The organism is Antarctobacter sp. (assembly GCF_034670325.1).
GTDB lineage: Bacteria > Pseudomonadota > Alphaproteobacteria > Rhodobacterales > Rhodobacteraceae > Antarctobacter.
The window spans coordinates 291,847-314,914 of the sequence record NZ_JAXMNR010000001.1 but is presented as its reverse complement, the minus strand read 5'-3'; the positions used below and the strand labels follow the sequence as shown (position 1 = coordinate 314,914).

Annotated in this window: 22 protein-coding genes and 1 pseudogene; 14 read left to right on the top strand and 9 right to left on the bottom strand. The window is 63.9% G+C overall.

Annotated features, from left to right (window positions below):
• Positions 1-5: 5 nt before the first annotated feature.
• A complete protein-coding gene (locus VOI21_RS01585) occupies positions 6-1,067 on the bottom strand; it encodes a YeeE/YedE family protein (protein WP_323767021.1) in 1,062 nt (353 codons plus the stop codon).
• Between the two features lie 199 nt (positions 1,068-1,266).
• On the opposite strand from VOI21_RS01585, the gene VOI21_RS01580 reads away from it, so the two are divergent.
• On the top strand, positions 1,267-2,496 hold the full coding sequence (locus tag VOI21_RS01580; protein ID WP_323767019.1) for an MFS transporter: 1,230 nt from the start codon (positions 1,267-1,269) through the stop codon (positions 2,494-2,496).
• Between the two features lie 2 nt (positions 2,497-2,498).
• Positions 2,499-3,908: an MATE family efflux transporter gene (locus VOI21_RS01575; protein ID WP_323767017.1), complete on the top strand. Its 1,410-nt coding sequence runs from the start codon at positions 2,499-2,501 to the stop codon at positions 3,906-3,908.
• An 84-nt stretch (positions 3,909-3,992) separates the two neighbouring features.
• On the opposite strand, the gene VOI21_RS01570 is transcribed toward VOI21_RS01575, so the two are convergent.
• Entirely contained in the window at positions 3,993-5,312 is a 1,320-nt protein-coding gene (locus VOI21_RS01570) for a ferredoxin reductase family protein (protein ID WP_323767015.1), read from the bottom strand.
• A gap of 131 nt (positions 5,313-5,443) precedes the next feature.
• Between VOI21_RS01570 and VOI21_RS01565 the strand changes: the two genes are divergently transcribed.
• Both VOI21_RS01565 and VOI21_RS01560 read left to right on the top strand, forming a co-directional pair.
• On the top strand, positions 5,444-6,319 hold the full coding sequence (locus tag VOI21_RS01565) for a 50S ribosomal protein L11 methyltransferase (RefSeq protein ID WP_323767013.1): 876 nt from the start codon (positions 5,444-5,446) through the stop codon (positions 6,317-6,319).
• Positions 6,320-6,435: 116 nt separating this feature from the next.
• Entirely contained in the window at positions 6,436-6,780 is a 345-nt protein-coding gene (locus VOI21_RS01560; RefSeq protein ID WP_323767011.1) for a hypothetical protein, read from the top strand.
• A gap of 121 nt (positions 6,781-6,901) precedes the next feature.
• Here VOI21_RS01560 and VOI21_RS01555 read toward each other — a convergent pair whose 3' ends face one another.
• The gene (locus tag VOI21_RS01555; protein ID WP_323767009.1) at positions 6,902-7,105 is read right to left on the bottom strand and encodes a DUF1127 domain-containing protein; all 204 of its coding nucleotides are present in this window, start codon (positions 7,103-7,105) and stop codon (positions 6,902-6,904) included.
• Positions 7,106-7,420: 315 nt separating this feature from the next.
• On the opposite strand from VOI21_RS01555, the gene ruvC reads away from it, so the two are divergent.
• The 4 genes from ruvC to VOI21_RS01535 are packed head-to-tail and all read left to right on the top strand — an operon-like array spanning position 7,421 to position 10,294.
• The gene (gene ruvC / locus VOI21_RS01550; RefSeq protein WP_323767007.1) at positions 7,421-7,909 is read left to right on the top strand and encodes a crossover junction endodeoxyribonuclease RuvC; all 489 of its coding nucleotides are present in this window, start codon (positions 7,421-7,423) and stop codon (positions 7,907-7,909) included.
• Entirely contained in the window at positions 7,906-8,571 is a 666-nt protein-coding gene (gene ruvA, locus VOI21_RS01545) for a Holliday junction branch migration protein RuvA (protein ID WP_323767005.1), read from the top strand. Before ruvC ends, ruvA begins: the two co-directional genes overlap by 4 nt.
• 9 nt (positions 8,572-8,580) lie before the next feature.
• Entirely contained in the window at positions 8,581-9,609 is a 1,029-nt protein-coding gene (gene ruvB, locus VOI21_RS01540) for a Holliday junction branch migration DNA helicase RuvB (RefSeq protein WP_323767004.1), read from the top strand.
• A gap of 46 nt (positions 9,610-9,655) precedes the next feature.
• Entirely contained in the window at positions 9,656-10,294 is a 639-nt protein-coding gene (locus VOI21_RS01535) for a hypothetical protein (protein ID WP_416358945.1), read from the top strand.
• 187 nt (positions 10,295-10,481) lie between these two features.
• Here the strand turns inward: VOI21_RS01535 and trpS are convergent, their stop codons facing one another.
• Complete coding sequence (gene trpS / locus VOI21_RS01530) at positions 10,482-11,510, bottom strand: tryptophan--tRNA ligase (RefSeq protein WP_323767002.1); 1,029 nt, start codon at positions 11,508-11,510, stop codon at positions 10,482-10,484.
• Positions 11,511-11,590: 80 nt separating this feature from the next.
• Between trpS and VOI21_RS01525 the strand changes: the two genes are divergently transcribed.
• On the top strand, positions 11,591-12,274 hold the full coding sequence (locus VOI21_RS01525) for a rhomboid family intramembrane serine protease (RefSeq protein WP_323767000.1): 684 nt from the start codon (positions 11,591-11,593) through the stop codon (positions 12,272-12,274).
• 21 nt (positions 12,275-12,295) lie between these two features.
• Here VOI21_RS01525 and VOI21_RS01520 read toward each other — a convergent pair whose 3' ends face one another.
• The 3 genes and pseudogenes from VOI21_RS01520 to VOI21_RS01510 form a co-directional block, all read right to left on the bottom strand.
• Positions 12,296-13,555 (bottom strand): phospholipase D-like domain-containing protein, encoded by a 1,260-nt coding sequence (locus VOI21_RS01520; RefSeq protein WP_323766998.1) that lies wholly within the window; start codon positions 13,553-13,555, stop codon positions 12,296-12,298.
• Positions 13,552-15,099, bottom strand: coding sequence for a murein biosynthesis integral membrane protein MurJ (gene murJ / locus VOI21_RS01515; protein WP_323766996.1), 1,548 nt, complete (start codon positions 15,097-15,099; stop codon positions 13,552-13,554). The genes VOI21_RS01520 and murJ overlap by 4 nt, the downstream gene beginning before the upstream one ends.
• Positions 15,100-15,174: 75 nt before the next feature.
• Positions 15,175-15,717 (bottom strand): annotated as a pseudogene (locus tag VOI21_RS01510) (LysE family translocator); the annotation flags it as partial.
• A gap of 206 nt (positions 15,718-15,923) precedes the next feature.
• Here VOI21_RS01510 and VOI21_RS01505 point away from each other — a divergent pair.
• The 3 genes from VOI21_RS01505 to VOI21_RS01495 all read left to right on the top strand — a co-directional run bounded on the left by VOI21_RS01505 (position 15,924) and on the right by VOI21_RS01495 (position 17,683).
• A complete protein-coding gene (locus tag VOI21_RS01505; protein WP_323766994.1) occupies positions 15,924-16,352 on the top strand; it encodes a hypothetical protein in 429 nt (142 codons plus the stop codon).
• Between the two features lie 202 nt (positions 16,353-16,554).
• The gene (locus tag VOI21_RS01500; RefSeq protein ID WP_323766992.1) at positions 16,555-17,274 is read left to right on the top strand and encodes a hypothetical protein; all 720 of its coding nucleotides are present in this window, start codon (positions 16,555-16,557) and stop codon (positions 17,272-17,274) included.
• Positions 17,275-17,296: 22 nt separating this feature from the next.
• Entirely contained in the window at positions 17,297-17,683 is a 387-nt protein-coding gene (locus tag VOI21_RS01495) for a hypothetical protein (protein ID WP_323766990.1), read from the top strand.
• Positions 17,684-17,693: 10 nt separating this feature from the next.
• On the opposite strand, the gene VOI21_RS01490 is transcribed toward VOI21_RS01495, so the two are convergent.
• Positions 17,694-20,489, bottom strand: a complete 2,796-nt coding sequence (locus VOI21_RS01490) for a [protein-PII] uridylyltransferase (RefSeq protein WP_323766988.1) — start codon at positions 20,487-20,489, stop codon at positions 17,694-17,696.
• On the bottom strand, positions 20,449-21,639 hold the full coding sequence (locus tag VOI21_RS01485; protein WP_323766986.1) for a penicillin-binding protein activator: 1,191 nt from the start codon (positions 21,637-21,639) through the stop codon (positions 20,449-20,451). The genes VOI21_RS01490 and VOI21_RS01485 overlap by 41 nt, the downstream gene beginning before the upstream one ends.
• A gap of 99 nt (positions 21,640-21,738) precedes the next feature.
• Between VOI21_RS01485 and rsmI the strand changes: the two genes are divergently transcribed.
• A complete protein-coding gene (gene rsmI, locus VOI21_RS01480; RefSeq protein WP_323766984.1) occupies positions 21,739-22,626 on the top strand; it encodes a 16S rRNA (cytidine(1402)-2'-O)-methyltransferase in 888 nt (295 codons plus the stop codon).
• Positions 22,616-22,999, top strand: coding sequence for a YraN family protein (locus VOI21_RS01475; protein WP_323766982.1), 384 nt, complete (start codon positions 22,616-22,618; stop codon positions 22,997-22,999). The genes rsmI and VOI21_RS01475 overlap by 11 nt, the downstream gene beginning before the upstream one ends.
• Positions 23,000-23,068: the final 69 nt, after the last annotated feature.

Below are 23,068 nucleotides of genomic sequence, written 5' to 3'. Positions count from 1 at the left end.
CGCGCTCAGACGTGGGCGGGTTGTCCCCGCCCACCAAGGATGGCGTCCATGCTCATCCCGCCGATCCACATGCAGAACAGCGCCAGCCATGCGGTGCCTGCAAAGATCGACCCGCCGGACACGCCCGCGCCGATGGCGCAACCGCCCGCCAGCATCCCGCCGAAGCCCATCAGGACTGCGCCGATCATGGCGTTGCGCATGGGCGTCGGGCCGTCAAAGCCCTGAAACTTCAACTCGCGGGTTGCGGCAGCGGCAAGGAACGACCCCAGCACCACGCCCGGCACCAGCCCGATGTCGAATTCCAGCACCGAAGTGCGGTCGAGGAAGAACATCAGCGTGTTGGCCGAGGGGCCGGTAAAGGTCAGGCTTTCGATCTGCACCGGCTCAAACGCGACTTGGCTGAGGGCATATGTCAGGCCATAGCCCACGGCGGCGGCAAACCCGACGCCGGAGGCAAAGACGAGGCGCGCAAAGCCGATGCGGTTGCGGCGGCTGAGTTCCAGCGCGAGCAGCGCGATCATGAGGCCGATCACCAGACCTGCCTCACGCGGCAGGTGGGCGGCGGCCAGCAAGTCCATGTTGCGCCCGCCCGATGTGATCCACAAAGCGGCCAGTTTATCGCGGAGGGGTGACAGCCAGCCGGTCAGCGACATTTGCGCCACCACGGCAAAGATCAGGCCAGAGACGACCGACCGCAGGTTGCCCGTCGCCGCCAGCACCAGCAAGCGGCCCGAACAGCCGCGCGCCAGCACCATGCCCGCGCCAAACAGCAACCCGCCGATGATCGCGCCGGACCAACTGCCCGGCACCGCCATCATCCGTGCGTCCGAGGTATCCAGCAGACCCAACAGTTGCGCGCCCTGCACCCAGACAACGGCGGTGGAAAAAGTCAGCAACCAGACCGCCACTTTGTCCCGCATCATGCCGCGCGCGAATTCGACCGTGGCCGCGCGCAGGCAAAAACGCGAGCGTTGTGCCGCGACGCCAAAAATCACCCCGGTGATCAGGCCAAACAGCGCCGAGGTCGGGTTCTCACCGATGCGGTCGATCAGGGGAACGATATCCATCTCAGCAGCTCCTTGCGCGTGTTGCGCAGCGTGATGCACCAAAGAGGCATTGCCTTGCCTTGATGCAGATCATGGGGCGGAACGGTGTAGAACGGGCGTTGCCTGGACAACGACGATTGCGTCAACGGCCTCTGCTCTGTGCGCGGATGCGTAATAGGCGGGTCTCGCCAACTCTGCGATTTGGGCGTAAGGCCAATTTATGGCTCCTGTTTCCCTGAATGACGCGCACATGCTTCCGCTGTGGCGGCGTCCCGCGGCTTTGCTGACGCTGATGGCGATCGCGATGCCGTTGTCCTTTGCCACGTGGTCGGCATTGCTCAACAACTTTGTCATCGAGGCGGCGAATTTCGATGGCAAGGACATTGGCCTGCTGCATACGGTGCGCGAGATCCCCGGCTTTCTGGCCATCGGGGTGATCGTCGTTTTGCTGGTGATGCGCGAACAGGTTCTGGCGCTGGTGTCGCTGGTGCTGCTGGGTGTGGCCACCGGGCTGACCGCGCTGTTTCCCAGCATGGGCGGGCTGCTGTTCATCACGCTGCTCAGTTCCATCGGCTTTCACTATTACGAGACGGTCAACCAGAGCCTGCAGTTGCAGTGGTTGCCCAAGGACCGCGCGCCGCAGATGCTGGGCTGGCTGATCGCCGCCGGATCTGGGGCCACGCTGATCGCCTACATCGCCATCGTGATGACGTGGGAGGCATGGGACCTGTCCTACAACTTTGTCTACATGGTCTCGGGTGGTCTGACGCTGGCCATCGTGGCCTTTGCCGCACTGGCCTATCCGCAATTCGAAAGCCCCAATCCGCAGGTGAAAAAGTTCATCCTGCGCCGCCGATACTGGCTGTACTACGCACTACAATTCATGTCGGGCGCGCGGCGGCAGATATTTGTGGTCTTTGCCGGGTTCATGATGGTCGAGCGGTTCGGCTTCGAGGTGCATGAGGTCACTGCGCTGTATCTGATCAACCTTGTGGCCAACATGGTGATCGGCCCGGTCTTTGGCCGCGCGGTGTTCAAATTCGGAGAGCGGAACACGCTGATCTTTGAATACATCGGGCTGACGTTGGTGTTCCTGCTTTACGGTGGCATCTACTGGTTCGGCTGGGGCGTCGTGCTGGCCGCTACGCTTTATGTGATCGACCATCTGTTTTTCGCCATGGCGCTGGCGCTCAAGACCTACTTCCAGAAGATCGCCGATCCCGGCGATATCGCCCCCACCGCTGCCGTGGCCTTTACCATCAACCATATCGCGGCGGTCTTTCTGCCTTTCCTTCTGGGCTATCTCTGGCTGATTTCACCGGGGGCGGTCTTTGGCCTTGCCGCTGGTATGGCGCTGGTCAGCTTGTCGCTGGCCATGATGATCCCGCGCCACCCGGAACCGGGCAATGAAACGGTCTTTGGCGGGGTCTTGGCGGCCCCGGCGGAGTAGGCGTGGCGGCAAGCCCTACGCAGGCGGATGGGCGTTTCCTGACCGGGTCCACGCTGGGCCATGTGGTGCGCATGACCCTGACCGGCGCGGCGGGGATCACCTTTGTCTTTATTGTCGATGCGGCGAACCTGTTCTGGGTGTCACAACTGGGGCAGCCGATCCTGATGGCGGCCATCGGCTATGCCTTTGCCATCCAGTTTTTTACTGTCTCGATCGGTGTCGGGCTGATGGTTGCCACCACGGCGCTGGTGTCGCGCAGCATTGGGCGCGGTGAACGCGCGCTGGCGCGCGAACAGGGCGCGGCGGGGATGGTGCTGACCTTTCTCGTGCAGGCTGTGACGGCGGGTATTGTGGTGGCCTTCCGGCGGGATCTGCTGGCCAGCGTCGGCGCAAGCGGCGTGGCGCTGGACATGGCCGCGCGCTATGTGGCGCTGTCCATGCCCTCGCTTGCGATCATGGCCGTTGGGCTGACCGGCAGCGCGGTGCTGCGGGCCGACGGACTGGCGCGGCAGGCGATGATGGTCACGATGGGTGGCGGTTTCATCATGCTGGCGCTGGACCCAGTGCTGATCTACGCCATGGGCCTTGGGCTGGATGGAGCGGCGCTTAGCGTCTGGATCTTTCGTGGCATCATGGCGGGTTTGGCGATCTGGTTTGTGGCCTTTCGGAATACCTTGCTTGCGCGGCCCTCGTTGGACATGCTGGTCCGCCACGGCCCTGCGCTGTTGCGGGTGGCCGTGCCCGCAATCGTGACGCAGATGGCGACGCCTTTCGGGAACTTCCTGTTGACCGGATTCATCGCGGCATATGGCGACAATGCGGTTGCGGCCTGGGCCGTGGTCAACCGGCTGACGGTGGTGGCCTTTGGCGGGCTGTTCTCCCTCGCCGGGGCGATTGGCGGCATCTTTGGTCAGAATTTTGGCGCGCGGCAGTTCGACCGGTTGCGGCAGACCTATCTGAACGCCGCGCTGTTCTGTGTCTGTTATGCGGGTGTTGTCTGGCTGATCCTGATGGCGCTGACCGGGCACATTGCAGCGGGTTTTGGCCTGACGGATGACGGCAGCGCGGTGCTGCGCGCCTTTACCCATTTCGGCGCGCTGTCCTTTACCCTTGGCGGTTTGCTGTTCGTGTCGAACGCCGCCTTCAACACGCTGGGCAGGCCGCTCTGGGCCTCTGTCCTGAGTTGGCTGCGCGACGGGCTGTTGCTATGGCCCGCGGCGGTCTGGCTGACGGCCGGATACGCGGCGGAGGGCGTTGTTTATGCGCAGGCACTGGTGGGCGCGGGTATGGGGGGTGTGGCCGGGGGACTGGGCTGGCGCTATGTGCGCTCAATCGGCGACGGGCCGCTGCCGCAGGTCAACCTGCGCGAACGGCGCGCATGGCGCGACCCGAACCGCTGGCGGCGGCGCTAAAGCGCGCCGCGCAGGGCAAAGGCAAGGATCGCCAACACGATAACCGCTGTCAGCAGCCAGAAGGCGCGCGAGATACGGTTTCGGCTAGTCATAGCTGAACTGCTCCAACAGGATGTTTTTCGGCGCGACGCCAAGATCCATCAGCGCCTTTTCAACAGCGTGCAACATGGGTGGCGGACCGCAGAGCACAAAGACCCAGCTTTGCAGCGCCTCCTCGTCCAGCAGCCGCTGGATCATCTCGGCGGTGACAAAGCCGGTCTCCCCGGTCCAGTCCGGGGGTGGTTCAGACAGGACATGGGTGACACGCAGCGGACCGTGTGCAGCGCGCTGGTCTAGTTCCTCACGACAGGCGATTTGCGCCTCTGTCCGGTTGGCGTAGACCAGCAGCCGGGGACGCGGGTCCGCGTCGGCGTCCAGCTGGCGCAAGTGGGACAGCATCGGCGCAATCCCCACGCCACCCGCGATCAGCGCGACGCCCGCCGCGTGTTTGTGCCGTTTCAGTGTCAGCGATCCAAAGGGCGCGTCGACATAGGCACGTGCCCCCGGTTTGATGTCCCCAAGCCGGTTGGTGAAATCGCCAAGCTCCTTGATGACAAAGCGCAGGTCAGGGCCGTCGGACGGGGCGGAGGCGATGGAAAACGGGTTTTCATCCAGCGAGACGGCGGGTTTGCCGATGCTGATCCATGCGAAATGCCCGGGGAGGTAGCGCAGGCCTTTATGGCCCTCGGGGGACAAACGCAATTCCCAAGTGCGGTCGGCCAGACGTGTGACGGCGCCGACAACCCAAGGGCGGCGTGCCTTCATCAGGGGTTTGACCACGTAGACCCAGAGCAGTGAGAACACTGCGACGCCGAACAGCGCCCACCACAGCATCGCCAGCGCCGGATCGCCGCTGTAGCGCCCGGCCCGTGTCGCGTGCAGCACGCCGAAACCCGTCATGACCAGCGCCATGATCCCGTGCATGGCGCGCCACATCTCATGCCGGTACAACCCGTCGCGTCCCAGCGCCATGACCATCAGCGCGCCCAGCAGCAGCCATGCAACGATCCCCGGCCAAAGGCCCGACCAGTCAAAGTTGAGCGGCGCGCTGCCCGGCGGGGTCAGGCCCGCGCGCAGGCTTTGCAGGCCGGAATACAGATAGGGGTGCAGAAGGATCATCACCGTCGCTGCGCGCGCCAGTAATTGGTGCAGGCGCATGGTGACATCCATGCCGATCCGCCCCGAGATCACCCGGAACCGTCCCGACAGGGCAAATTCCATCAACAGAATAGCCAGCCCCGCCAGCGCGACGCCGCTGGCCAGTTCATCGCGTAGCGGACGCGGTGCGTGCCCCTGCAGCGCGGCCATCGCAAGTGGCGCGCAGGTCAGGCCGAGATAGAAAAGGACAAGCAGGACTGCGGGCATGGCATCTTCATATGGCTTGTATTGCCGATAGCACGCGCCGGGACAGGTTTCACGCCCTCCCTTGTGCGGCTTGCGGTGGGCGGGCATTCGTGCCACAGCGAGGGCGTTTTTTCCCCGAATGGACCCCCAAAATGCCCAAGACATGGACCGCTTTCACCACGCTCGCCGACAAGGATAAGGCCGAGGCGCTGGGCCTCGCGATCGAGGAGATGGACCCGGAGCCCATGGGGGTCGGCGTGTTCGAGATCGAGGACGGCTCTGGCACCTCCGAGGTGGGCGGTTATTTCACCGAAGCGCCGGACGAAGTGGCGCTGGCGCTGCTGGCGGCGGCCTATGGGGCCAAGCCCTTTGTCGTGTCCAAGGTGCCGGACACTGATTGGGTCGACAAGGTGCGGCGCGAACTGACGCCGGTCGCAGCGGGGCGCTTTTTCGTCTACGGCAGCCATGACGCCGACAAGATCCCCGAGGGCGCAGAGCCGCTGCTGATCGAGGCCGCTATGGCCTTTGGCACCGGCCACCACGGCACCACGCAGGGCTGCCTCGAAGCGCTGGACCGACTGGCGACCGAGGGTTTCACCGGAAAGCATGTCGCCGACATCGGGTGTGGTACGGCGGTTCTGGCGATGGGGGCCGCGCGCCTCTGGCCGGACATGGTTATCGCTTCCGACATCGACGAGGTCGCCGTCGAGGTGGCAGAGGCCAATGTGCGCGCCAATGACCTGTCCGACAAGGTGACCTGCGTGGTGGCGGCCGGGTTCGACAACCCGGACCTGCACGCCCGCGCTCCCTATGATCTGGTGTTTGCCAATATCCTGAAACAGCCGCTGATCGACCTTGCCCCCGATATGGCCACCCACATCGCACCGGGTGGCTATGCGATCCTGTCGGGCATCCTGACGTGGCAGGCCGATGAGGTGGTCGAGGTCTATACGGCCCAAGGGATGCCTCAATTGCGCCGCGATACGATTGGCGAATGGGTCACCCTCACCCTCCAGAAAAAGCAGTAAACAAAGGGTTAACGGCACCATTCGGGGCAAATTTTAGCTGAATTGCCACATTCTTGCCGTAAAGTTTGGCTAAAACTTGTCTTAATCGGTGGGGGCCGATTTTAGGTGAGGCTGCCATGGATCAGGCCCAAAGAAGTTTTCACAAGCGCGAACAGGCGCTGCGACGCAAGCATATCCTCATGGCCAAGGGCTATGTCACCCGGATGAGCCGGAACGGAATCATTGAACAGGTTCCGGACCGACATTTCAGCGGGATTGGCCTGCGTCTGGTTTTACGGCTGGTCTTGGTGGTTATGGCGTTCAAGGTTCTGGCCTTTGCATGGCTGGGCGAGACCCAATACCTCAGCAGCGTCGATAATTTGTCTCAGGGGGCCATCCATGAAAAGGCCGGAGCTTGGTTCATGCAGGCCGATCCGGTGACGCGCGCGGTGGCGGGATTCATCACGCCACGGATGGGCTGAACACCAACTGTTAGAATGCGAAACGGCCGCGCTTCATGCGAAGCGCGGCCGTTTGCTTTGCCGTGAGTGGCAACTGTGTCGACCGGGTCATCCCGCTCGATCGACACGAGTAGAGAGTTGATTAGCGCCCGGAAACGCTATCGATATCGCCACGGTGCAGGCCGATATCGTCCAGTTCACGATCGGTCAGGGCCGAGAGGCTGTTACGGGTCAAGCGAGCATCGTTCCACACTGCAAAAGCGCTGATCGCGGATGCAAAGATGTTGCCGATACGTGCGGCGGAGCCCGAAGCGGCGTACGGGCGGGTCAGGTCGGTTGCGGCCATCGCTGGTCTCCTTGGGTCTGTATTGTGTTTCGTTCTGAAACCGCACTTAGTTTGAGCAAATCGCCCAAACAAGCCGCAATTTATGCATGGGTCTCATGCAATTTTTGCATGGCGAAAAGACAGGTTAACCGTCTTGAAAATTAAGCAAAAAACCGCTGCATTCTGCGTCGGTTTCTGACAATTGCGTGACGTAATCAGATGGCGCGTGTCGGTGCGGGAACAGCCCGTGTCGCAAACGGTCGGCGGTGCTTTAACCTTGGTGTTTGTTCGCGTTTCGTGCTAGCCGTGTCTGAAAAACAACAACAGTAGGCATCCATGCGGATATTGGGCATCGACCCGGGGCTGCGCACCCTCGGATGGGGTGTGATCGAGGTAGACGGCAGCCGACTCAGGCACGTGGCAAACGGGCTGTGCAAGCCCGGTGGTACCGAATTGGCAGAGCGGCTCCTCAATTTGCATGTGCTTTTGACAGAGGTCTTGCGCGAGATGGCCCCTGATGAGGCGGCAGTGGAAAAGACCTTTGTAAACCGCGACGGGGCCGGGACGCTGAAACTGGGTCAGGCGCGGGCGATTGCCTTGCTGGTGCCGGCGCAGTTTGGTCTGACTATCGGGGAATACGCGCCCAACTCGGTGAAGAAGACCGTGGTGGGGGTCGGCCACGCCGAAAAGCATCAGGTCGAACATATGGTGGGTCTGCAATTGCCCGGCGCCAATCCGGCGGGGCCGGATGCGGCGGATGCCTTGGCGATTGCGATCTGCCATGCGCATCATATGGGGACGCGTCGGATGAAGGTGCGGGCATGATCGGGCGTATCGCGGGGCGGATCGTCTATCATGGTGAGGATCACGTGCTGATCGACGTTCAGGGCGTCGGCTATGTCGTCTATTGCAGCGACCGGGTACGCGCGGGCCTGCCCGGCGCAGGAGAGGCGGCGGCGCTGTTCACCGACCTGCTGGTGCGTGAGGATCTGCTGCAACTCTTCGGCTTTCCGACGCTGATCGAAAAGGAATGGTTTCGCCTGCTGCTGTCGGTGCAGGGCGTGGGGGCTAAAGCGGCGCTGGCGATCCTTGGTACGCTGGGCCCGGACGGGGTCAGCCGCGCGCTGGCGCTGGGCGACTGGTCGGCGATCAAGGCGGCGCGCGGGATCGGTCCCAAGACGGCGCAACGCGTGGTGAATGAACTCAAGGACAAGGCCCCCGCCATCATGGCGATGGGCACGGCGGAACCGCAGGGCTTGGCCCCCGCCGCCGCGTCGAGTGAAGTGATCGAAACCGCCCCTGCCGCTACCCCAACTCCACCACGCGCCGCCAGCGCGCAGGCAGAGGCGCTGTCGGCCCTCGGCAACCTTGGCTATGCCCCCTCAGAGGCCGCAGGAGCCGTGGCAGAGGCCGCTGGTGCCGCGCCCGAGGCAGACACTACCGGGCTGATCCGCGCCGCGCTGAAGCTGCTGGCACCGAAGGGGTAAGGGATGGACATGACCGACCCGGACCCAACCCTGCGCCCCGATCCGCTGCCAGAGGACCGTGACCGCGCCCTGCGTCCGCAGATGCTGGGCGATTTCATCGGTCAGGCCGAAGCCCGCGCGAACCTGCGCGTCTTTATCCAGAGCGCCCGCCAGAGGGGCGAGGCGATGGATCACACCCTGTTCCACGGTCCCCCCGGTCTGGGCAAGACGACGCTGGCGCAGATCATGGCGCGCGAATTGGGCGTCGGCTTTCGCATGACCTCTGGCCCGGTGCTGGCCAAGGCGGGCGATCTGGCGGCAATCCTGACCAACCTCGAACGCAACGACGTGCTGTTCATCGACGAAATCCACCGCCTGAACGCCGCCGTCGAAGAGGTGCTCTATCCGGCGATGGAGGACTATGAACTGGACCTCGTGATTGGCGAGGGACCGGCGGCGCGCACTGTGCGGATCGAACTGCAGCCTTTCACGCTGGTCGGCGCGACAACGCGCCTTGGCCTGCTCACGACCCCGCTGCGCGACCGTTTCGGCATCCCGACCCGGCTGAACTTCTACACCGTCCCGGAACTTGAGACGATCGTGACAGGCAACGCCGTCAAACTTGGCGTCCGGATGGAGGGCGATGGTGCGCTGGAAATCGCGCGGCGGTCGCGGGGCACACCCCGGATTGCCGGACGCCTGCTGCGCCGCGTGGTGGATTTCGCCATCGTCGAGGCAGGCGGCGTCGTCACCCGCGCGCTGGCCGACAGCGCGCTGACACGGCTGGGGGTGGACAGTCTTGGCCTCGACGGCGCAGACCGGCGCTATCTGACATTGGTGGCCGAGAACTATGGCGGGGGCCCCGTGGGCATCGAAACCCTGTCAGCGGCCCTGTCCGAAAGCCGCGACGCGCTGGAGGAGGTGGTAGAGCCCTACCTCTTGCAGCAGGGGCTGATCAGCCGTACCCCGCGCGGGCGGATGCTGGCGCAGAAGGCGTGGACGCACCTTGGCCTTGCCGCGCCGGTGCCGCCGGGACAGAGCACGCTGTTCGACGGATGACCTGCCGCGCGGCAGACCATGCAAAGCTGAAGAAAGACGATCCCACATGGCACAAAACCTGACCTCCGAGGACATCGAAAATCTGTTCACGCGGTCGGACGGCAGCTATCTCTGCGCGCGCTGGGGTCGCCCTCTGTCGCCCATCGTCTTTGGGGTCGAAGAGGCGACGCTGGAGGTGATCAAAGGCGCGTTTGAGGCGGTCTGCGCGCTGGCAGGACACAAGATGGCAGAGACGGACCCGGAACTGGGCGCCAACGTCATGGTCTTTTTCTTTCGCAACTGGGCCGAACTGCTAGAGGTGCCCGACCTTGGACGCATGATCGAGGGACTGGACCCTCTGGTCGCACGCCTGCAGGCGGCAAAGGCAAACCAGTACCGGGTTTTCCGCTTCGATCCGGATGGCGGAATCAAGGCCTGCTTTGTCTTTCTCAGGATGGACGCGGACCTGTCCAAACTGCCCGCAGAGACGCTGGCCTTGGGGCAGGTGGTGCAAACGATCCTGCTGTGGTCGGATACCGCTTTTGCCGACCGGTCGGCGCTGGCGCAGTTCGGGGGCGGGCAAGTGATCCTGCGGCCCGACATCGCCGATGTGATCCGGGCGGCCTATGATCCGGTGCTGCCGGTGGCGGCGACAGAGCCGTCCCATGCCTTGCGGCTAGCGGCGAGGATCGCGGCCGGTCGTTGAGGGTGTCCACGCGTGGACACGCGCCCATGTAAGTAAAATCAATGGCTTACAGAGGCGTTTTTACGATCCGTTAGGGATTGGCCGGTCGAGAGGGGCTGCGCAGGCCCCGGCTTCTTCCCTGTAAAAATACCCCGGGGTCCGGGGCAGAGCCCCGGTCCGGCAGTGCAACATGCGCAGGCTTAAACTCTCAGCGCACCAAGCCCACAATCTCGTAGGTCTTCGCCAGGATCGGTGCGGCGATCTCACGCGCGCGCTCTGATCCGCGGCGCAGGATGGCGTCGATCTCATCGGGTTCCGCAGTCAGTCGCTTCATCTCGGTCGAGATCGGCTCTAGCTTGGCGACCGCCAGATCCGCCAGCGACGGCTTGAAGGTGCCAAATTGCTGGCCCGCGTGTTCGGCGATGACCTGATCGATGGTCAGGTCTGCTAGGGCGGCGTAGATATTCACCAGATTGCGCGCCTCGGGGCGGTCTTTCAGACCTTCGGCAGTGTCGGGCAGCGGTTCGGGGTCGGTCCGGGCCTTGCGGATTTTCTGCGCGATGGTGTCGGCGTCGTCGGTCAGGTTGATGCGGCTCATGTCCGAAGGATCAGATTTGGACATCTTCTTGGACCCGTCGCGCAGCGACATGACGCGCGTGGCCGCACCCTCGATCACCGGTTCTGTGATCGGGAAGAAATCGACGCCGTAGTCGTTGTTGAACTTGATCGCGATGTCGCGGGTCAGTTCAAGGTGCTGTTTCTGATCCTCGCCCACCGGCACATGGGTGGCGTGGTACACGAGGATGTCGGCGGCCATAAGCGCGGGATAGGCCAACAGGCCCAGCGAGGCATTCTGCGTGTTCTTGCCGGCCTTGTCCTTCCACTGGGTCATGCGCTGCATCCAGCCCATGCGAGCGACACAGTTGAAGATCCACGCCAGTTGGGCGTGCTCGGCCACTTGGCTCTGGTTGAACAGGATAGATTTTTCCGGGTCGACTCCCGATGCGATGAACCCGGCGGTCAGCTCTCGCGTTTGGCGCCGTAACGCCTCGGGGTCTTGCCAGACCGTGATCGCGTGCATGTCGACCATGCAGTAGATCGACTGGATGCCTTGTTCCTGACTGTCTGCAAAACGCTTGAGCGCGCCAAGGTAGTTGCCCAGAGTCAGCCCGCCCGAGGGCTGGATGCCCGAGAAGACGCGCGGGGTGAAGGCAGGGTTGGGCTGGCCGTCGGACATGGGGACTCCCCGTGGGTGTGGATATTGCTGCGCGGCTGGCTTACCCATGCGACCGGAGACCGTCAAGGAAGAGGCAGACCATGACCCACCCCCATAACGAAGCCCCGGTGAACCCGCTGCCGCCTGTGGTGGTCGCGCTGTTCCTCGTTTTGGCGGGACTTGAACTGGCGCTCTGGCTGGGCGGTCAAGGGATTGTCGGTGGACCGGGGGCGGTTGGGTGGCGGACCGGGATGATCGAGTCCTACGGGTTTTCAGGGCGTGCCTTCGACTGGATGCTGGAGACCGGGCAATACCCGCCCGAGCTTTTGGTGCGCTTTGTCAGCTACTTGTTTCTGCACGCCAGTTTCAGTCATGCGCTGTTTGCCATGGTGATCCTGCTGGCGATGGGCAAGATCGTGGCCGAGGCGCTGGGATCGCTTGCCTTTGTGACGATCTTTTTCCTGTCGGGAATTGTTGGGGCGCTGGCGTTTGGGCTGATCAGCGACGATCCTTGGCTGATCGGGGCCTTTCCATCGGTCTACGGGCTGATCGGTGGGTTCACCTTTCTGCTGTGGATGCGGTTGGGTACGGTCGGGGCGAACCAGTACCGGGCGTTTTCGCTGATTGGGATGCTGCTGGCGGTGCAACTGGTCTTTGGTGTCTTTTTCGGCGGCACCAACGACTGGATCGCCGATATTGCGGGATTCGTCGTGGGGTTTGGTTTGACGGTGGTTTTGGCCCCGGGCGGGACGGCGGGCGTCATGGCGCGTATTCGACGACGCTGAAGCGGGCCGGATCAAGGTGCCCTAAAACAAGTCATCCGGCAGGCGTGAGCGACCGGGGTTCGCGGCAGGGACGTCCAGCCTGTCGCCACCGCCAAAGGTGTTGCTGACATGCGCGTAGATCGCCTCTGTAAGGTCGGGATCGCGGGCCAGCACGGCGGCCTCCGTGTTCCAGCGACAGGCGCGGCGGGTCAGCGTGGCAGAGCCCAGCAGGGTCACGTCATCAATTTGGCAAAGCGTGGCGCTGCCGTCTGCGGTTGGGTCGGAAAGAATTGTCAGGCGCGCGCCATAGGCCGCCTGTAGCTGGCGCAGGATGGCCGCCTGTTGCGCGGCTGCGTGGTCGTCGTCCCATGTTCCGGTGGTGGTGGGCGGCAGCAGCAGCATCACTTCGGGGCCGTCCGATGTTGCCGCCCCGGCCAGCGCCTGCGCCAGACCGTCGTGGCGAAAGGCGGCCGTGCGGATCAAGACCCGGCGGCGGGCGGCGGCAAACAGGCGGGTCAGCGCGCCCTCTACATCGTCGGCAAGGGGGCGCGGGCCAACGCCCTTTTGCGGACGGGACAGCGTGCGCAGTAGGCGCAGATCATCGCGACTTTGCGGTCTGGTGGCGCAGTTGATCGGGGTCGCATGGGCAGCAAGGCTGGGGGCCGCGCTGTTGCGGGCGTCGGTCCATGTATCGGCGAACTGCCCCCGCAAAGCGCCGCAGAAATCCGCGTCCTCGATGGCAAGGGCCAGCAGATTTGGGACTTTGGTGCCCAGATCCGGCCCGCCGATCACCGCGCGTGTCCCGTCAGCGACGGCGAAACTCTGCGGGATGTCGGCGGGGCGCGGGATTGGGCCAGTGGTCAGCACTGTGCGCTGCACCGGGGTCAGGCGGGTCGTGTCCTCAGCCCTGAGCGTGGTCAGGGCGGGTGCAAGGTGGCGGCGCAGGAAATGGGCGCGCAGGCCCGTGGCGCGCTGGCCATGGGCGGCGCAGAGCAGTTGCGCCTCGCCCTGCAAGACATCGGCAAAGCCCGAGGCATGGGTCCAAGCGGCGCGGTGCCTGTCCGACGACAACAGCGGATCGGTGTCTGCGATCAGAATACGCAGGTCCAGTCCGCGCCGCGACAGCAGCGCCAGCAGGTCGGCCCATGTCTCCAGCCCGCCATCGCGCAGGTCGGGTGTGACAAGGGCGGTTGTGGGCGAGAGCCGGGGCAGGCACAGCAGCAACTCGCCTTTGGCCGTGGCGGCAAGCCGTTCCAGCGCAGAGGCGGCCTCAGAGGCAGAGAGTAACGCTTGGGTGGTCATGTGCGGGACCGTTTGAACATGGCCTTGACCTCGGACAGGCGGAAGGCGCCCAGTGTTTGGCCGGCGATGCCGTAGACCATCGCGCCCAGAACGATCAGGCCAAGCAGAACGGCAAAGCGCAGGTATGGCACGGCCAGCCACGGCGCAAGCAACAGGTTCAGCCCCCAGAGGGCCGCTCCCATCACAACCGAGGCGGCGCAGATGCGCCACAGGCGGTCGCGAAAGCGGCTGTCGAACCGCGCGACCTCTCCCATGCTGCGGGCACCGCGGGCCAGTTGCCAAACCATGATCCAGCCCGCCACCGTGGTCGCGATGGCCGGGGCCAGCCAGCCGAGGAAGGGCGACAGGCCGATGGCGATGGTGGCGTTGACCACCATGGCCCAGACCGCGTAGCGAAACGGGCTGCGGGTGTCCTCACGCGCGAAATAGAGCGGTTGCAGCACCTTTTGCAGCACGAAAGACGGCAGACCCAGCCCGTAGATCGCCACCGCCGTGGCGATTGCGGCGCTGTCGGCGGCGGTGGTCGCGCCACGTTGGAACAGCACCGACACCATCGGCAGGGGGATCACCACCAGCGCCACGGACGACGGGATGGTCAGCGCAAGGCTCAACTCGCCCGCGCGGGAAAACGCGGCGCGCCCGCCGTTGTGATCCTCGGCCTTGAGCCGCCGGGACAGGTCGGGCAACAGCACGATGCCGACAGCGATGCCGACCACGCCAAGCGGCAGTTGGTACAGGCGGTCGGCGGCATAAAGCCAGCCCACTGCTTTATCGAAATGGCTGGCGACCTGCTGGCCCACCAGCAGGTTGATTTGCATGACGCCGCCCGCCAGTGCGGCAGGAACGGCGATCACCACCAGCTTTTTGATGTCGGGCGTCCAGCGCGGCAGGCCGGGGCGGATTCGCAGGCCGGACCGCTCGGCGGCGACCCAGACCAGCGCCAGTTGCGCCACGCCCGCCACCGGCACCGCCCAGATCAACCACCAGATCACGTCCTGACCCAGCGCGGCCCCCAGCGCCATCGAGGCGCAGACAAGGATATTGAGCAGCACCGGCGCGGCGGCGGCGGCGGCAAAATGACCGGCGGTGTTCAGCGCCCCGGAAAACAGCGCCGCGAGTGAGATCAGCAGGATGTAGGGAAAGACGATGCGGCCATAGCCCACGGTCAGATCGAAGCGCGCGTCGCCATAAAAGCCGCCCGCCGTGGCCCAGACCAGCGCGGGCATAAAGATCATCGCCACGGCCGTCAGGCCCAAGAGCACCGTCGCCAGCCCGTTAAAGGCATCGCGGGCAAAGACCATCGGGTGTTCTTCGCCTTCGTATTTCTTGGAAAACAGCGGCACAAAGGCAGCGTTGAATGCGCCTTCGGCGAAAAAACGGCGGAACAGGTTGGGCAGGCGAAAGGCGGCGACAAAGGCGTCCATCACCGGGCCCGGACCGATTAGGCCAAGGATCAGGATTTCACGCACAACGCCCAGAACCCGGCTCATCAGGGTCCAGAAACCGACGGTCATGACACCGGCGACAAGGCGGATGGGTTTCATAGGTGGCTCACTTGCTGCTCTGCCGCCTCGCTTATCCCAAAGCGGGTGACGGCGGAAGGGGAGGCAATTGGCGGGTCAGACAAGGGTTGTGGCGGCCACGGCGATCAACAGCGCACCGGCAAAAGCGAGGTTGATGGCGCGCCCCGCGCGGGGGTTGCGCGCAAGGCGGGTCAGCAGGCTGCCAGCAAAGAGCCAGCCGAGGTTGACGCACAGGATCGTCAGCATCAGCAGGGCGGTTTTAACCAGCGCATCCCCGACCGTTGTCCCGGCCAGCAGCGTGAAACCGGAAAAGACGGCAGCCATGGCGGCATAGGCCTTGGGGTTGACCAGTGACAGCAGCGCACCTTCGGTCCAGTGCGGAGGGTGGCTTTGCGCATCGGCTAGGCCCAGTGGCGGCGCGGTGGCGATGCGCCAGGCGAGCCAAAGGAAATAGACCGCCGCCGCGACCGTCACCACCGGGGCGACGCCGGGCAGGGCCAGCAGCAAGGCCGACAGGCCGCTGCCCACAATCGCGATCACCCCCAGCATGCCCAGTGTCAGGCCGGCCATGTAGCGCAGCCCGCGCCGCCGCCCGAAAGCCGCGCCAACGGCGGCGACCGACAGCGTGTTTGGCCCCGGGCTGCCCGCAAGGGCAAAGGCGACGAATCAGGAACTGCGGGACTTCGGACATGGGGCCAGAATGGCGCGCTTTTCCTTTAGTGCAAGCGGCCTTGGTGGCTGCGATCAACTTCGTATGGGCGAAGAGTGATTGATCTTTTCCCGGCGACCGGGTGTTCTGCGTCGAGAAAATTGTCCTCTTGATACCGCCGGGAAAGGGCATTGCCGTGCCTGTCACCTTCAAAGTTTTGCCTGACGCCAACCTTGTTCTGACGTGGTTTCGGGGCGATGTGTCGACCGCCGAGCATATTGCCTCTTTCAAGGACTACGCCCGGCATCCCCTCTTTGACGGCAGGCAGCATGTATTGTTGGACATGGCCGACTGTACTCTGGAAACCACTTATTTCGAAGATATGCAGCGACTCGCCTATCAGTTGAAGGGCTACTATTCGGTGCGGGACCTGTCCTCAATGACCTCGGTCTTTGCGCCGGGAGACGTGGCCTTTGGCATGTCGCGTATGTACCAATCGATCACAGAAGGCCAAAGCCCGTGGGCGTTCGGCGTGTTCCGGACACGGGCAGAAGCCATGGATTTCCTTGATATTGGTGCGGATAGCGCCCGCGAGGCGCAGTTACTGGCAGTCTGGGACGGGTGACAGGGCGGGGACTTTTCCAGCTGCTCTAGGTTGAGCTTTGACGGGAAAAACACGGGCAACTTGCCAGCCTCTTGGTGTCTGTCTATCCTCTTGCCATTGACAAGGCGCATTGAGGATCACGGATTTCATGGCCGCCCCGGTTTGCAGATGGTGTTCCAATCCCCTGCCCGCGCAGGAGGCCAAGGTCTGCACGGCCTGCAATATGAGCCAAAACGTTGTCTTTGAACGCGCCAAGCAGACGATCACCGTGGCCACGTTGCTGGGCTTTGTGACCTCCGCGCTGCTGTTTGTCTGGCAGCCAATGCTGGACGGGTATTACCGGCTGTTCACCGTTCCCAGCCTCACCGTGACAGCCTTTATGACAGAGCGGGACGGGCTGTTGCGGAACACCGGAAAGCTGCCGATCTTTGCCTCGCATATCGAGATCGTGCCTGCGGATGTGTCGCGCCGCGCGGTGGTGCCCATCGCGCAGGAGATCACACCGGGCGCGACGATTTCGATAGATACGCGGGGGCTGTACGCGCAGCGGGTCGAAAAATCCGACACATTGGACCCGTGGACCTTTTCGGTCGCGGCCCCGGACCCGGTTTTTGCGCTGATTGGCGAGGACAGCCGGGTCGTCCCGGTCTACGCCGCCCGCGACGATTACCAGTTGAAGGCCCAGATCGCCCATGCCGAGCAGAAACTGGCCGCCAGATCGAACGGCGGCACGGTTGTCGGATTGCCGACGCAGGTGAACGTCAAGGATGCCACCTGCAAGGTGCATTTTTCCACAAAAGCGCAGGGGGCAGAGGAGTCGGCGTTCGACTGCGTCATGCTGGTGGCGTCCAAAGGCTCGCTGACCGGGCTGTTCCCGGTCCGTGAGGCTCCGCCTCTGGCAGGTGCAGGCGATGGCCCGGCCAAATCGGACAGCGGCGATTGAGCCCGACACAGGGAGACAGGGAATGAGACGGATTGCAATTGGCGCAGTGCTGGCGCTGGCCGGGACACAGGTCGCCGCCGAGGGGCACGGGATGCCCGGTTCTGCGCTGTTGATGCAGGGCTTTGACCCCGATCAGATCATCGGGGTCAGTCCGCCGTTTCAGGCGTCGCCGATTGAACTGCTGACGCAGGACCCGGCAGAGATGCTGCGCGATCAGGTGCCGAATTTCACGCTGCCGGACAGTACGCGGAATGGGGGCGTGTTGATGGGCGAGGCGCTGCGCGGGCTGGACCCCTATTCGGCCACCCACGCGCGTCTGGTCTGGATCGAGATCGACGGTGAGATCTATTGCATCACCGAAACCTCGACCCAGGACCTGATCACTCTGGACCCACCTTTGGACCAATAAGGCGCGCGCGTCAGTCCCGCGCCCGTTCCGCGCCCTCCTCGATGGCGGCGCGCAGCTTTTTCTCGATCAGGTCGCGCTTGACCTTGGAGTGCAGTTTCAGCCCGAACATGTCCTTGACATAGAAGGTGTCGACCACCTGTTCGCCATAGGTCGCGATGACGGCAGAGGCGATGTAGATGTTCAGGTTGGCCAGTGTCCGGGTGAGGTCATACAGCAGGCCGGGACGGTCGCGGGTGTCCACCTCGATGATGGTAAAGATTTCGGAGCCGTCGTTGTCGAAGGTGATATGCGTCGGCACCCGGAACGCTTTTTCGCGCTTCTTGAGCTTGTCCTTGGGGCGGATCGCCTCACGGGTGACAACCTCACCTTTCAGAGTTTTGCGGATGGTTTCGCGCAGGCGCGGGATGCGGGTGTCCTCATAGGGTGACCCCTCGGCGTCCTGAATCCAGAAGGCGGCGGTGGCATAGCCGTCCTTGGTGGTGAATGTCCGCGCATCGACGATGTTGGCCCCCGAAAGCGCCAGAGCGCCCGCGAGGCGCGAGAAGATGCCCGGGTGGTCCTGCAGGGCAAAGCACACACGGGTTGCGTCGCGGTCCTCATCCGGGTGGATGTCGATCCTGATCTCGTCTTCCTGCAGATCGCGCAGCAGGTTGGCGAACACCACATGCGCGGTGATATGCAGGCCCTGCCAGTACGGCGGGTAGTGGCGCCGGGTTTCGGTCGCCAGCGCGTCCTTGTCCCAATTCGACAGCGCCTCGCGCAGGGCCTTGCGGGCCTCTGTGCCGCGGTTCTCACGGTTGAGCGCTTCCATCCCGCCTTCCAGTGCGCGGCGGGTCTGGCGGTAAAGCGCGCGGATCAGCGCGGCCTTCCAGTTGTTCCAGACGCCGGGGCCGACACCGCGAATGTCGCAGACCGTCATCACGCAGAGCAGGTCCAGCCGCTCGCGCGTTTGCACCGCCTTGGCAAAGTCGCGCACGGTGCGCGGGTCGGCAATGTCGCGTTTCTGCGCCATGTCGGACATCAGCAGGTGATAGCGCACCAGCCATTCCACCGTGGCGCTTTCCGCCTTGTTCAGTCCAAGGCGGGGCGCGACGCTGCGGGCGATGCGCGCGCCGAGGATCGAGTGATCCTCATCCCGGCCCTTGCCAATGTCGTGCAGCAGCAAGGCCACATACAGAACGCGGCGGTTGATGCCTTCCTTCAGGATGGTCGAGGCGACCGGCAGTTCCTCTGTCAGGTTGCCGTGCTCGATCTCAGACAGGTTCCAGATGCACTGGATGGTATGTTCGTCCACCGTGTAGTGGTGGTACATGTTGAACTGCATCATCGCCACGATGGGCGCAAATTCCGGGATGAAGGCAGCCAGCACGCCCAGTTCGTTCATCCGGCGCAGGGCCCGTTCTGGATTTCCGTGTTTCAGCATAAGGTCGAGAAAGAGCCGACGCGCTTCTTCGTCTTCGCGGAACGCGGTGTCGATCAGGTTCAGATTGGCCTTGACCAGTCGCATGGCGTCGGGGTGGATCAGCAGGCCAGTGCGCAGACCTTCCTCAAACAGCCGCAACAGGTTCAGCTTGTCCGACAGAAAGACCGTGTCGTCCTCAATCGCAAGGCGGTTGTTCACCACGCGGTAGCCCGGTTTGGTCTGTGGCGGGCGGTTGAACAGCCGCTGGATCAGCGGTGCGCCCTTGGTGTGGTCGGCCTCAAGCGAGGTCAGCAGGATGCGGGTCAGATCGCCGACGGCGGTGGCATGGCGGAAATAGTCCTGCATGAACCATTCCACCGCACGACGACCGCCCCGGTCGTTGTAGCCCATGCGCGCCGCCACCTCGACCTGCATGTCAAAGCTGAGTTGTTCGTTGGCGCGCCCTGCGGCCAGATGCAGGTGACAGCGCACCGCCCAGAGAAACCGCTCGGCCTGGACGAAGGTTTCGTATTCCTCGGGACGAAAAACGCCGGCTGTCACCAGTTGCGACACATCATCGGTGTGATGAACGTATTTGATGATCCAGAACAGCGATTGCAGATCGCGCAGGCCGCCCTTGCCCTCTTTGACGTTGGGCTCGACCATATAACGCTGGCCCTGCTTGTCGTGTCGGGCGTCACGTTCCGCCAGTTTCGCTTCGACGAATTCCCGCGCCGTGGCGTTGAACAAATCGTTCCACAGCGTCTTTTCCAGGTCGTCGGCCAATCCCCGGTCGCCGATGATAAACCGGCTTTCCAGCATGGCGGTGCGGATGGTGAAGTCTTCTCCCCCCAGCCGCAGGCAGTCGCGCACGGTGCGCGAGCTGTGGCCGACCTTCAGACGCAGATCCCACAGAATGTAGAGCATCGATTCAATGACGCTCTCGGCCCAGGCGGTGATCTTGTACGGGGTCAGGAACAGCAGATCGACGTCGGAATAGGGCGCCATCTCGCCCCGGCCATAGCCGCCAACGGACAGGACCGACAGGCGCTCTGCCTCTGTCGGGTTGGGGCGGCGGTGCAGGACCTCTGTCGCGATCTCAAAGGACAGCTGCACGATGCAGTCGGTGATCCAGGTATACGCACGAGTGGTCCGGCGCGCCCCGAAGGGTTCCAGCGCAAAGGCCGCTGCCACGGCGGCGCGCCCGGCGTCGCGGGCTTCGCGCAGGGTGGCGACGGTGTGCTTGCGCACATCCGTTTCCGCCGTGCTTTTGGGCAGGCCGGAAAACAGCGCGCTGCGCACCGCCGAGATGTCAAAAATCTCGGCGGCGGGCGCAATCAGGTTATCGGGGAGGGTTTCTGTCTCAGAAACCGCTGCCGGAGAGGTTGCTTGGGGCAGGGTCAAGGATCACCATCTGCTTGTCTTTTACCGTGGCAACCGCCAGCGCGCGCCGGTTCGTGCCATCATTCATCAAGCGGAATACACCGCCTGTTCCGGTAAAGCCAGTCGAGGTGAGCGCCGTGGTAGACAGGGCGTCCGCACGTCCCGCCAGTGCAAGTGTGCCGATGGCGCTGATCCCGTCGTACGCCAGACCTGCAAGCGGGTGCGGATCGGTTCCATATGCCGTCTTGTAGCGGGCCGAGAACGATGCAAGCCGCTGGGTGTCAGGCAGGGCGAACCACGCGCCGTCGGCACCGGGAAGGGCAAAGAGGTCGGGGCGGACGTCCCAGCGGGTCAGGCCAAGGTACTGGACCTTGTCCGCCGTCACACCGGCCTCCGGCAATTGTGTCAGCAGCATCTGCATGGCAGCGTTGGTGGCGTCGGTGGTGATAAAGATACTGTCGGCGGCACCGGAATTGACCACACGACCGGCGGCCTTGGCGGCGTTCGACACGCCTTCGATCGAAAGCTGGTAAGGCTGCGTGCCGACGATCTGCACCCCGGCTGACGTTGCGGCCTTTTCAATGGCCAGCTTGCCCAATTGGCCGGCCACGTCGTCGGAATACAGGATGACCAGCTTGCTTTTGCCGTTGCGGCGAGCGTGATCAACCATGCGTAGGGCAGTGTTGTCAAAGGTCGCGCCAAGGATAAACACATTGCCGCCCGCAATGGTCGGGTTGTTGGAGAAACCCAGCACGTTGATGCTTTCGTCGGTTACGGCAAGGCCAGCGGCGTTCACGGCGTCGGCACGCAGCGGGCCAAGGATGATCTTGGCGCCGTCATCGACCGCCTTCTGGGCCACGGCGGCTGCCGTGGGGGCCTGACCGCCCGTGTCATAGACGCGCAGGTCGATGGTCACCGCATCGCCAAGGTCCGCCATGGCGAGCCGCGCGGCGTTCTCCAGAGCTTTGGCAATGGGGGCCGCGCCGCTGTCCGTTTGGGGCACCAAAAGGGCGACCGGGATCGGTTTGCCGGTATTGATCCGAGGGCCTCCGCCCCCGCCGCCACCAAGACCGGGCAGGCTCGACGGGTCGCAGGCCGTCAGCGCGAGGGCCGCGACAATACCGGCCATTGGGCGCAGCGCCTTGCGGAGGTTGGAAAAAATGGCAAACATGGACTACAGACTCCCTCGATTTCCGCGCATTTTGTGCGACACGGGCGGTGTGCGGCGCGATTTGCCGACAATCATAAAGAAGCGTGAAAGGGGGGGCCAGTGACGATTGCGGACAATGCCGGGTCTGGTGGCGGATTGACGCCGGGATTGTACCTGATCGCTACTCCGATCGGCCATGCGCGCGACATTACCCTGCGGGCGCTGGACTTGCTGGCGGCGGCGGATGTGCTGGTGGCGGAAGACACGCGCAGCCTGCGACGGCTGATGGAGATCCACGGCGTTGCGCTGGGGGATCGTCCTTTGCTTGCTTACCACGACCACAACGGCGCGCGGATGCGGCCGCGCCTGATGGCAGACCTGGAGGCGGGACGCGCGGTGCTCTATGCCTCTGAGGCGGGCACGCCGATGATTTCCGATCCCGGTTTCGATTTGGCGCGCGCGGCGGTCGAGGCGGGCCACGCGGTGACAAGCGCCCCGGGGGCTAGCGCCGTGGTCACGGCCTTGACGCTGGCCGGGTTGCCGACGGATCGGTTCCTGTTCGCCGGCTTCCTGCCGAATGCGGGCGGACCCCGAAAAGCCGTGCTGCGCGACCTGTCAGGTGTTCCGGCGACGCTGGTGTTCTACGAATCCCCCAGACGGCTGCCTGAGATGTTGACCGCAGCGCAGGAGGTGCTGGGCGACCGCGAGGCCGCGGTGTGCCGAGAACTGACCAAGAAGTTCGAAGAGACCCGGCGCGGACACCTGTCAGAACTGGCCGAGCATTACCGCGAGACTCCCGCAAAAGGCGAGGTCGTCGTGGTGATCGGAAAGGGCGATTCAGCATCTGTTAGGGAAATTGACCTAGAACATGAGGTGAACAAGGCGCTGGAAACGATGTCGGTGCGGGATGCGGCGGATTTCGTTTCGGCCCGGTTCGGGGTGAAACGGCGCCCGGTCTATCAACTGGCCATGCGCCTGTCCGACAAGGGGAATGAGGATGGCACTTGATTTCCTTGGAACCGGGCGGCAGGCAACCGGGCAGCAGGGGTATCATGCCGGGCTTGCTGCCGAAGATGGGGTCGCGTCTGACTATGCGCGTCGCGGGTATCCCCTGATGGCGCGTCGTTGGCGTGGACAATCCGGTGAGATCGACCTTGTGGTGCAGGACGGGGATGGCGTGATCATGGTCGAGGTCAAGAAAAGCCGCAGCTTTGCACGTGCCGCCGACCGCCTGTCGCAACGGCAGATCAGTCGTTTGATGCAGGCGGCTGAGGAATTTCTGGGCACGCAGCCGCGCGGCTCTTTGACGGATGTGCGCTTTGACGTGGCACTGGTCAACGCCCACGGCGAAATCCGGGTGATCGAAAACGCGCTTTGCTGAAATCATCCGGTTGAAAGAACCCTGCTGAGTGGGCCCTGTGCGGCGGCGCAGGGCTCGCCCGCATTGCAC

Excerpts from the sequence above, each read along its gene's own strand:
- ruvC (WP_323767007.1), top strand. The coding sequence starts at position 7,421 with ATGCGGATATTGGGCATCGACCCGGGGCTGCGCACCCTCGGATGGGGT.
- VOI21_RS01570 (WP_323767015.1), bottom strand. The coding sequence starts at position 5,312 with ATGCCCGCAGTCCTGCTTGTCCTTTTCTATCTCGGCCTGACCTGCGCG.
- VOI21_RS01495 (WP_323766990.1), top strand. The coding sequence starts at position 17,297 with ATGAGACGGATTGCAATTGGCGCAGTGCTGGCGCTGGCCGGGACACAG.
- murJ (WP_323766996.1), bottom strand. The coding sequence starts at position 15,099 with ATGAAACCCATCCGCCTTGTCGCCGGTGTCATGACCGTCGGTTTCTGG.
- VOI21_RS01535 (WP_416358945.1), top strand. The coding sequence starts at position 9,656 with ATGGCACAAAACCTGACCTCCGAGGACATCGAAAATCTGTTCACGCGG.
- VOI21_RS01565 (WP_323767013.1), top strand. The coding sequence starts at position 5,444 with ATGCCCAAGACATGGACCGCTTTCACCACGCTCGCCGACAAGGATAAG.
- VOI21_RS01580 (WP_323767019.1), top strand. The coding sequence starts at position 1,267 with ATGGCTCCTGTTTCCCTGAATGACGCGCACATGCTTCCGCTGTGGCGG.
- ruvA (WP_323767005.1), top strand. The coding sequence starts at position 7,906 with ATGATCGGGCGTATCGCGGGGCGGATCGTCTATCATGGTGAGGATCAC.
- VOI21_RS01520 (WP_323766998.1), bottom strand. The coding sequence starts at position 13,555 with ATGACCACCCAAGCGTTACTCTCTGCCTCTGAGGCCGCCTCTGCGCTG.
- VOI21_RS01525 (WP_323767000.1), top strand. The coding sequence starts at position 11,591 with ATGACCCACCCCCATAACGAAGCCCCGGTGAACCCGCTGCCGCCTGTG.
- ruvB (WP_323767004.1), top strand. The coding sequence starts at position 8,581 with ATGACCGACCCGGACCCAACCCTGCGCCCCGATCCGCTGCCAGAGGAC.
- VOI21_RS01485 (WP_323766986.1), bottom strand. The coding sequence starts at position 21,639 with ATGTTTGCCATTTTTTCCAACCTCCGCAAGGCGCTGCGCCCAATGGCC.
- VOI21_RS01475 (WP_323766982.1), top strand. The coding sequence starts at position 22,616 with ATGGCACTTGATTTCCTTGGAACCGGGCGGCAGGCAACCGGGCAGCAG.
- VOI21_RS01555 (WP_323767009.1), bottom strand. The coding sequence starts at position 7,105 with ATGGCCGCAACCGACCTGACCCGCCCGTACGCCGCTTCGGGCTCCGCC.
- VOI21_RS01560 (WP_323767011.1), top strand. The coding sequence starts at position 6,436 with ATGGATCAGGCCCAAAGAAGTTTTCACAAGCGCGAACAGGCGCTGCGA.
- VOI21_RS01585 (WP_323767021.1), bottom strand. The coding sequence starts at position 1,067 with ATGGATATCGTTCCCCTGATCGACCGCATCGGTGAGAACCCGACCTCG.
- trpS (WP_323767002.1), bottom strand. The coding sequence starts at position 11,510 with ATGTCCGACGGCCAGCCCAACCCTGCCTTCACCCCGCGCGTCTTCTCG.
- VOI21_RS01500 (WP_323766992.1), top strand. The coding sequence starts at position 16,555 with ATGAGCCAAAACGTTGTCTTTGAACGCGCCAAGCAGACGATCACCGTG.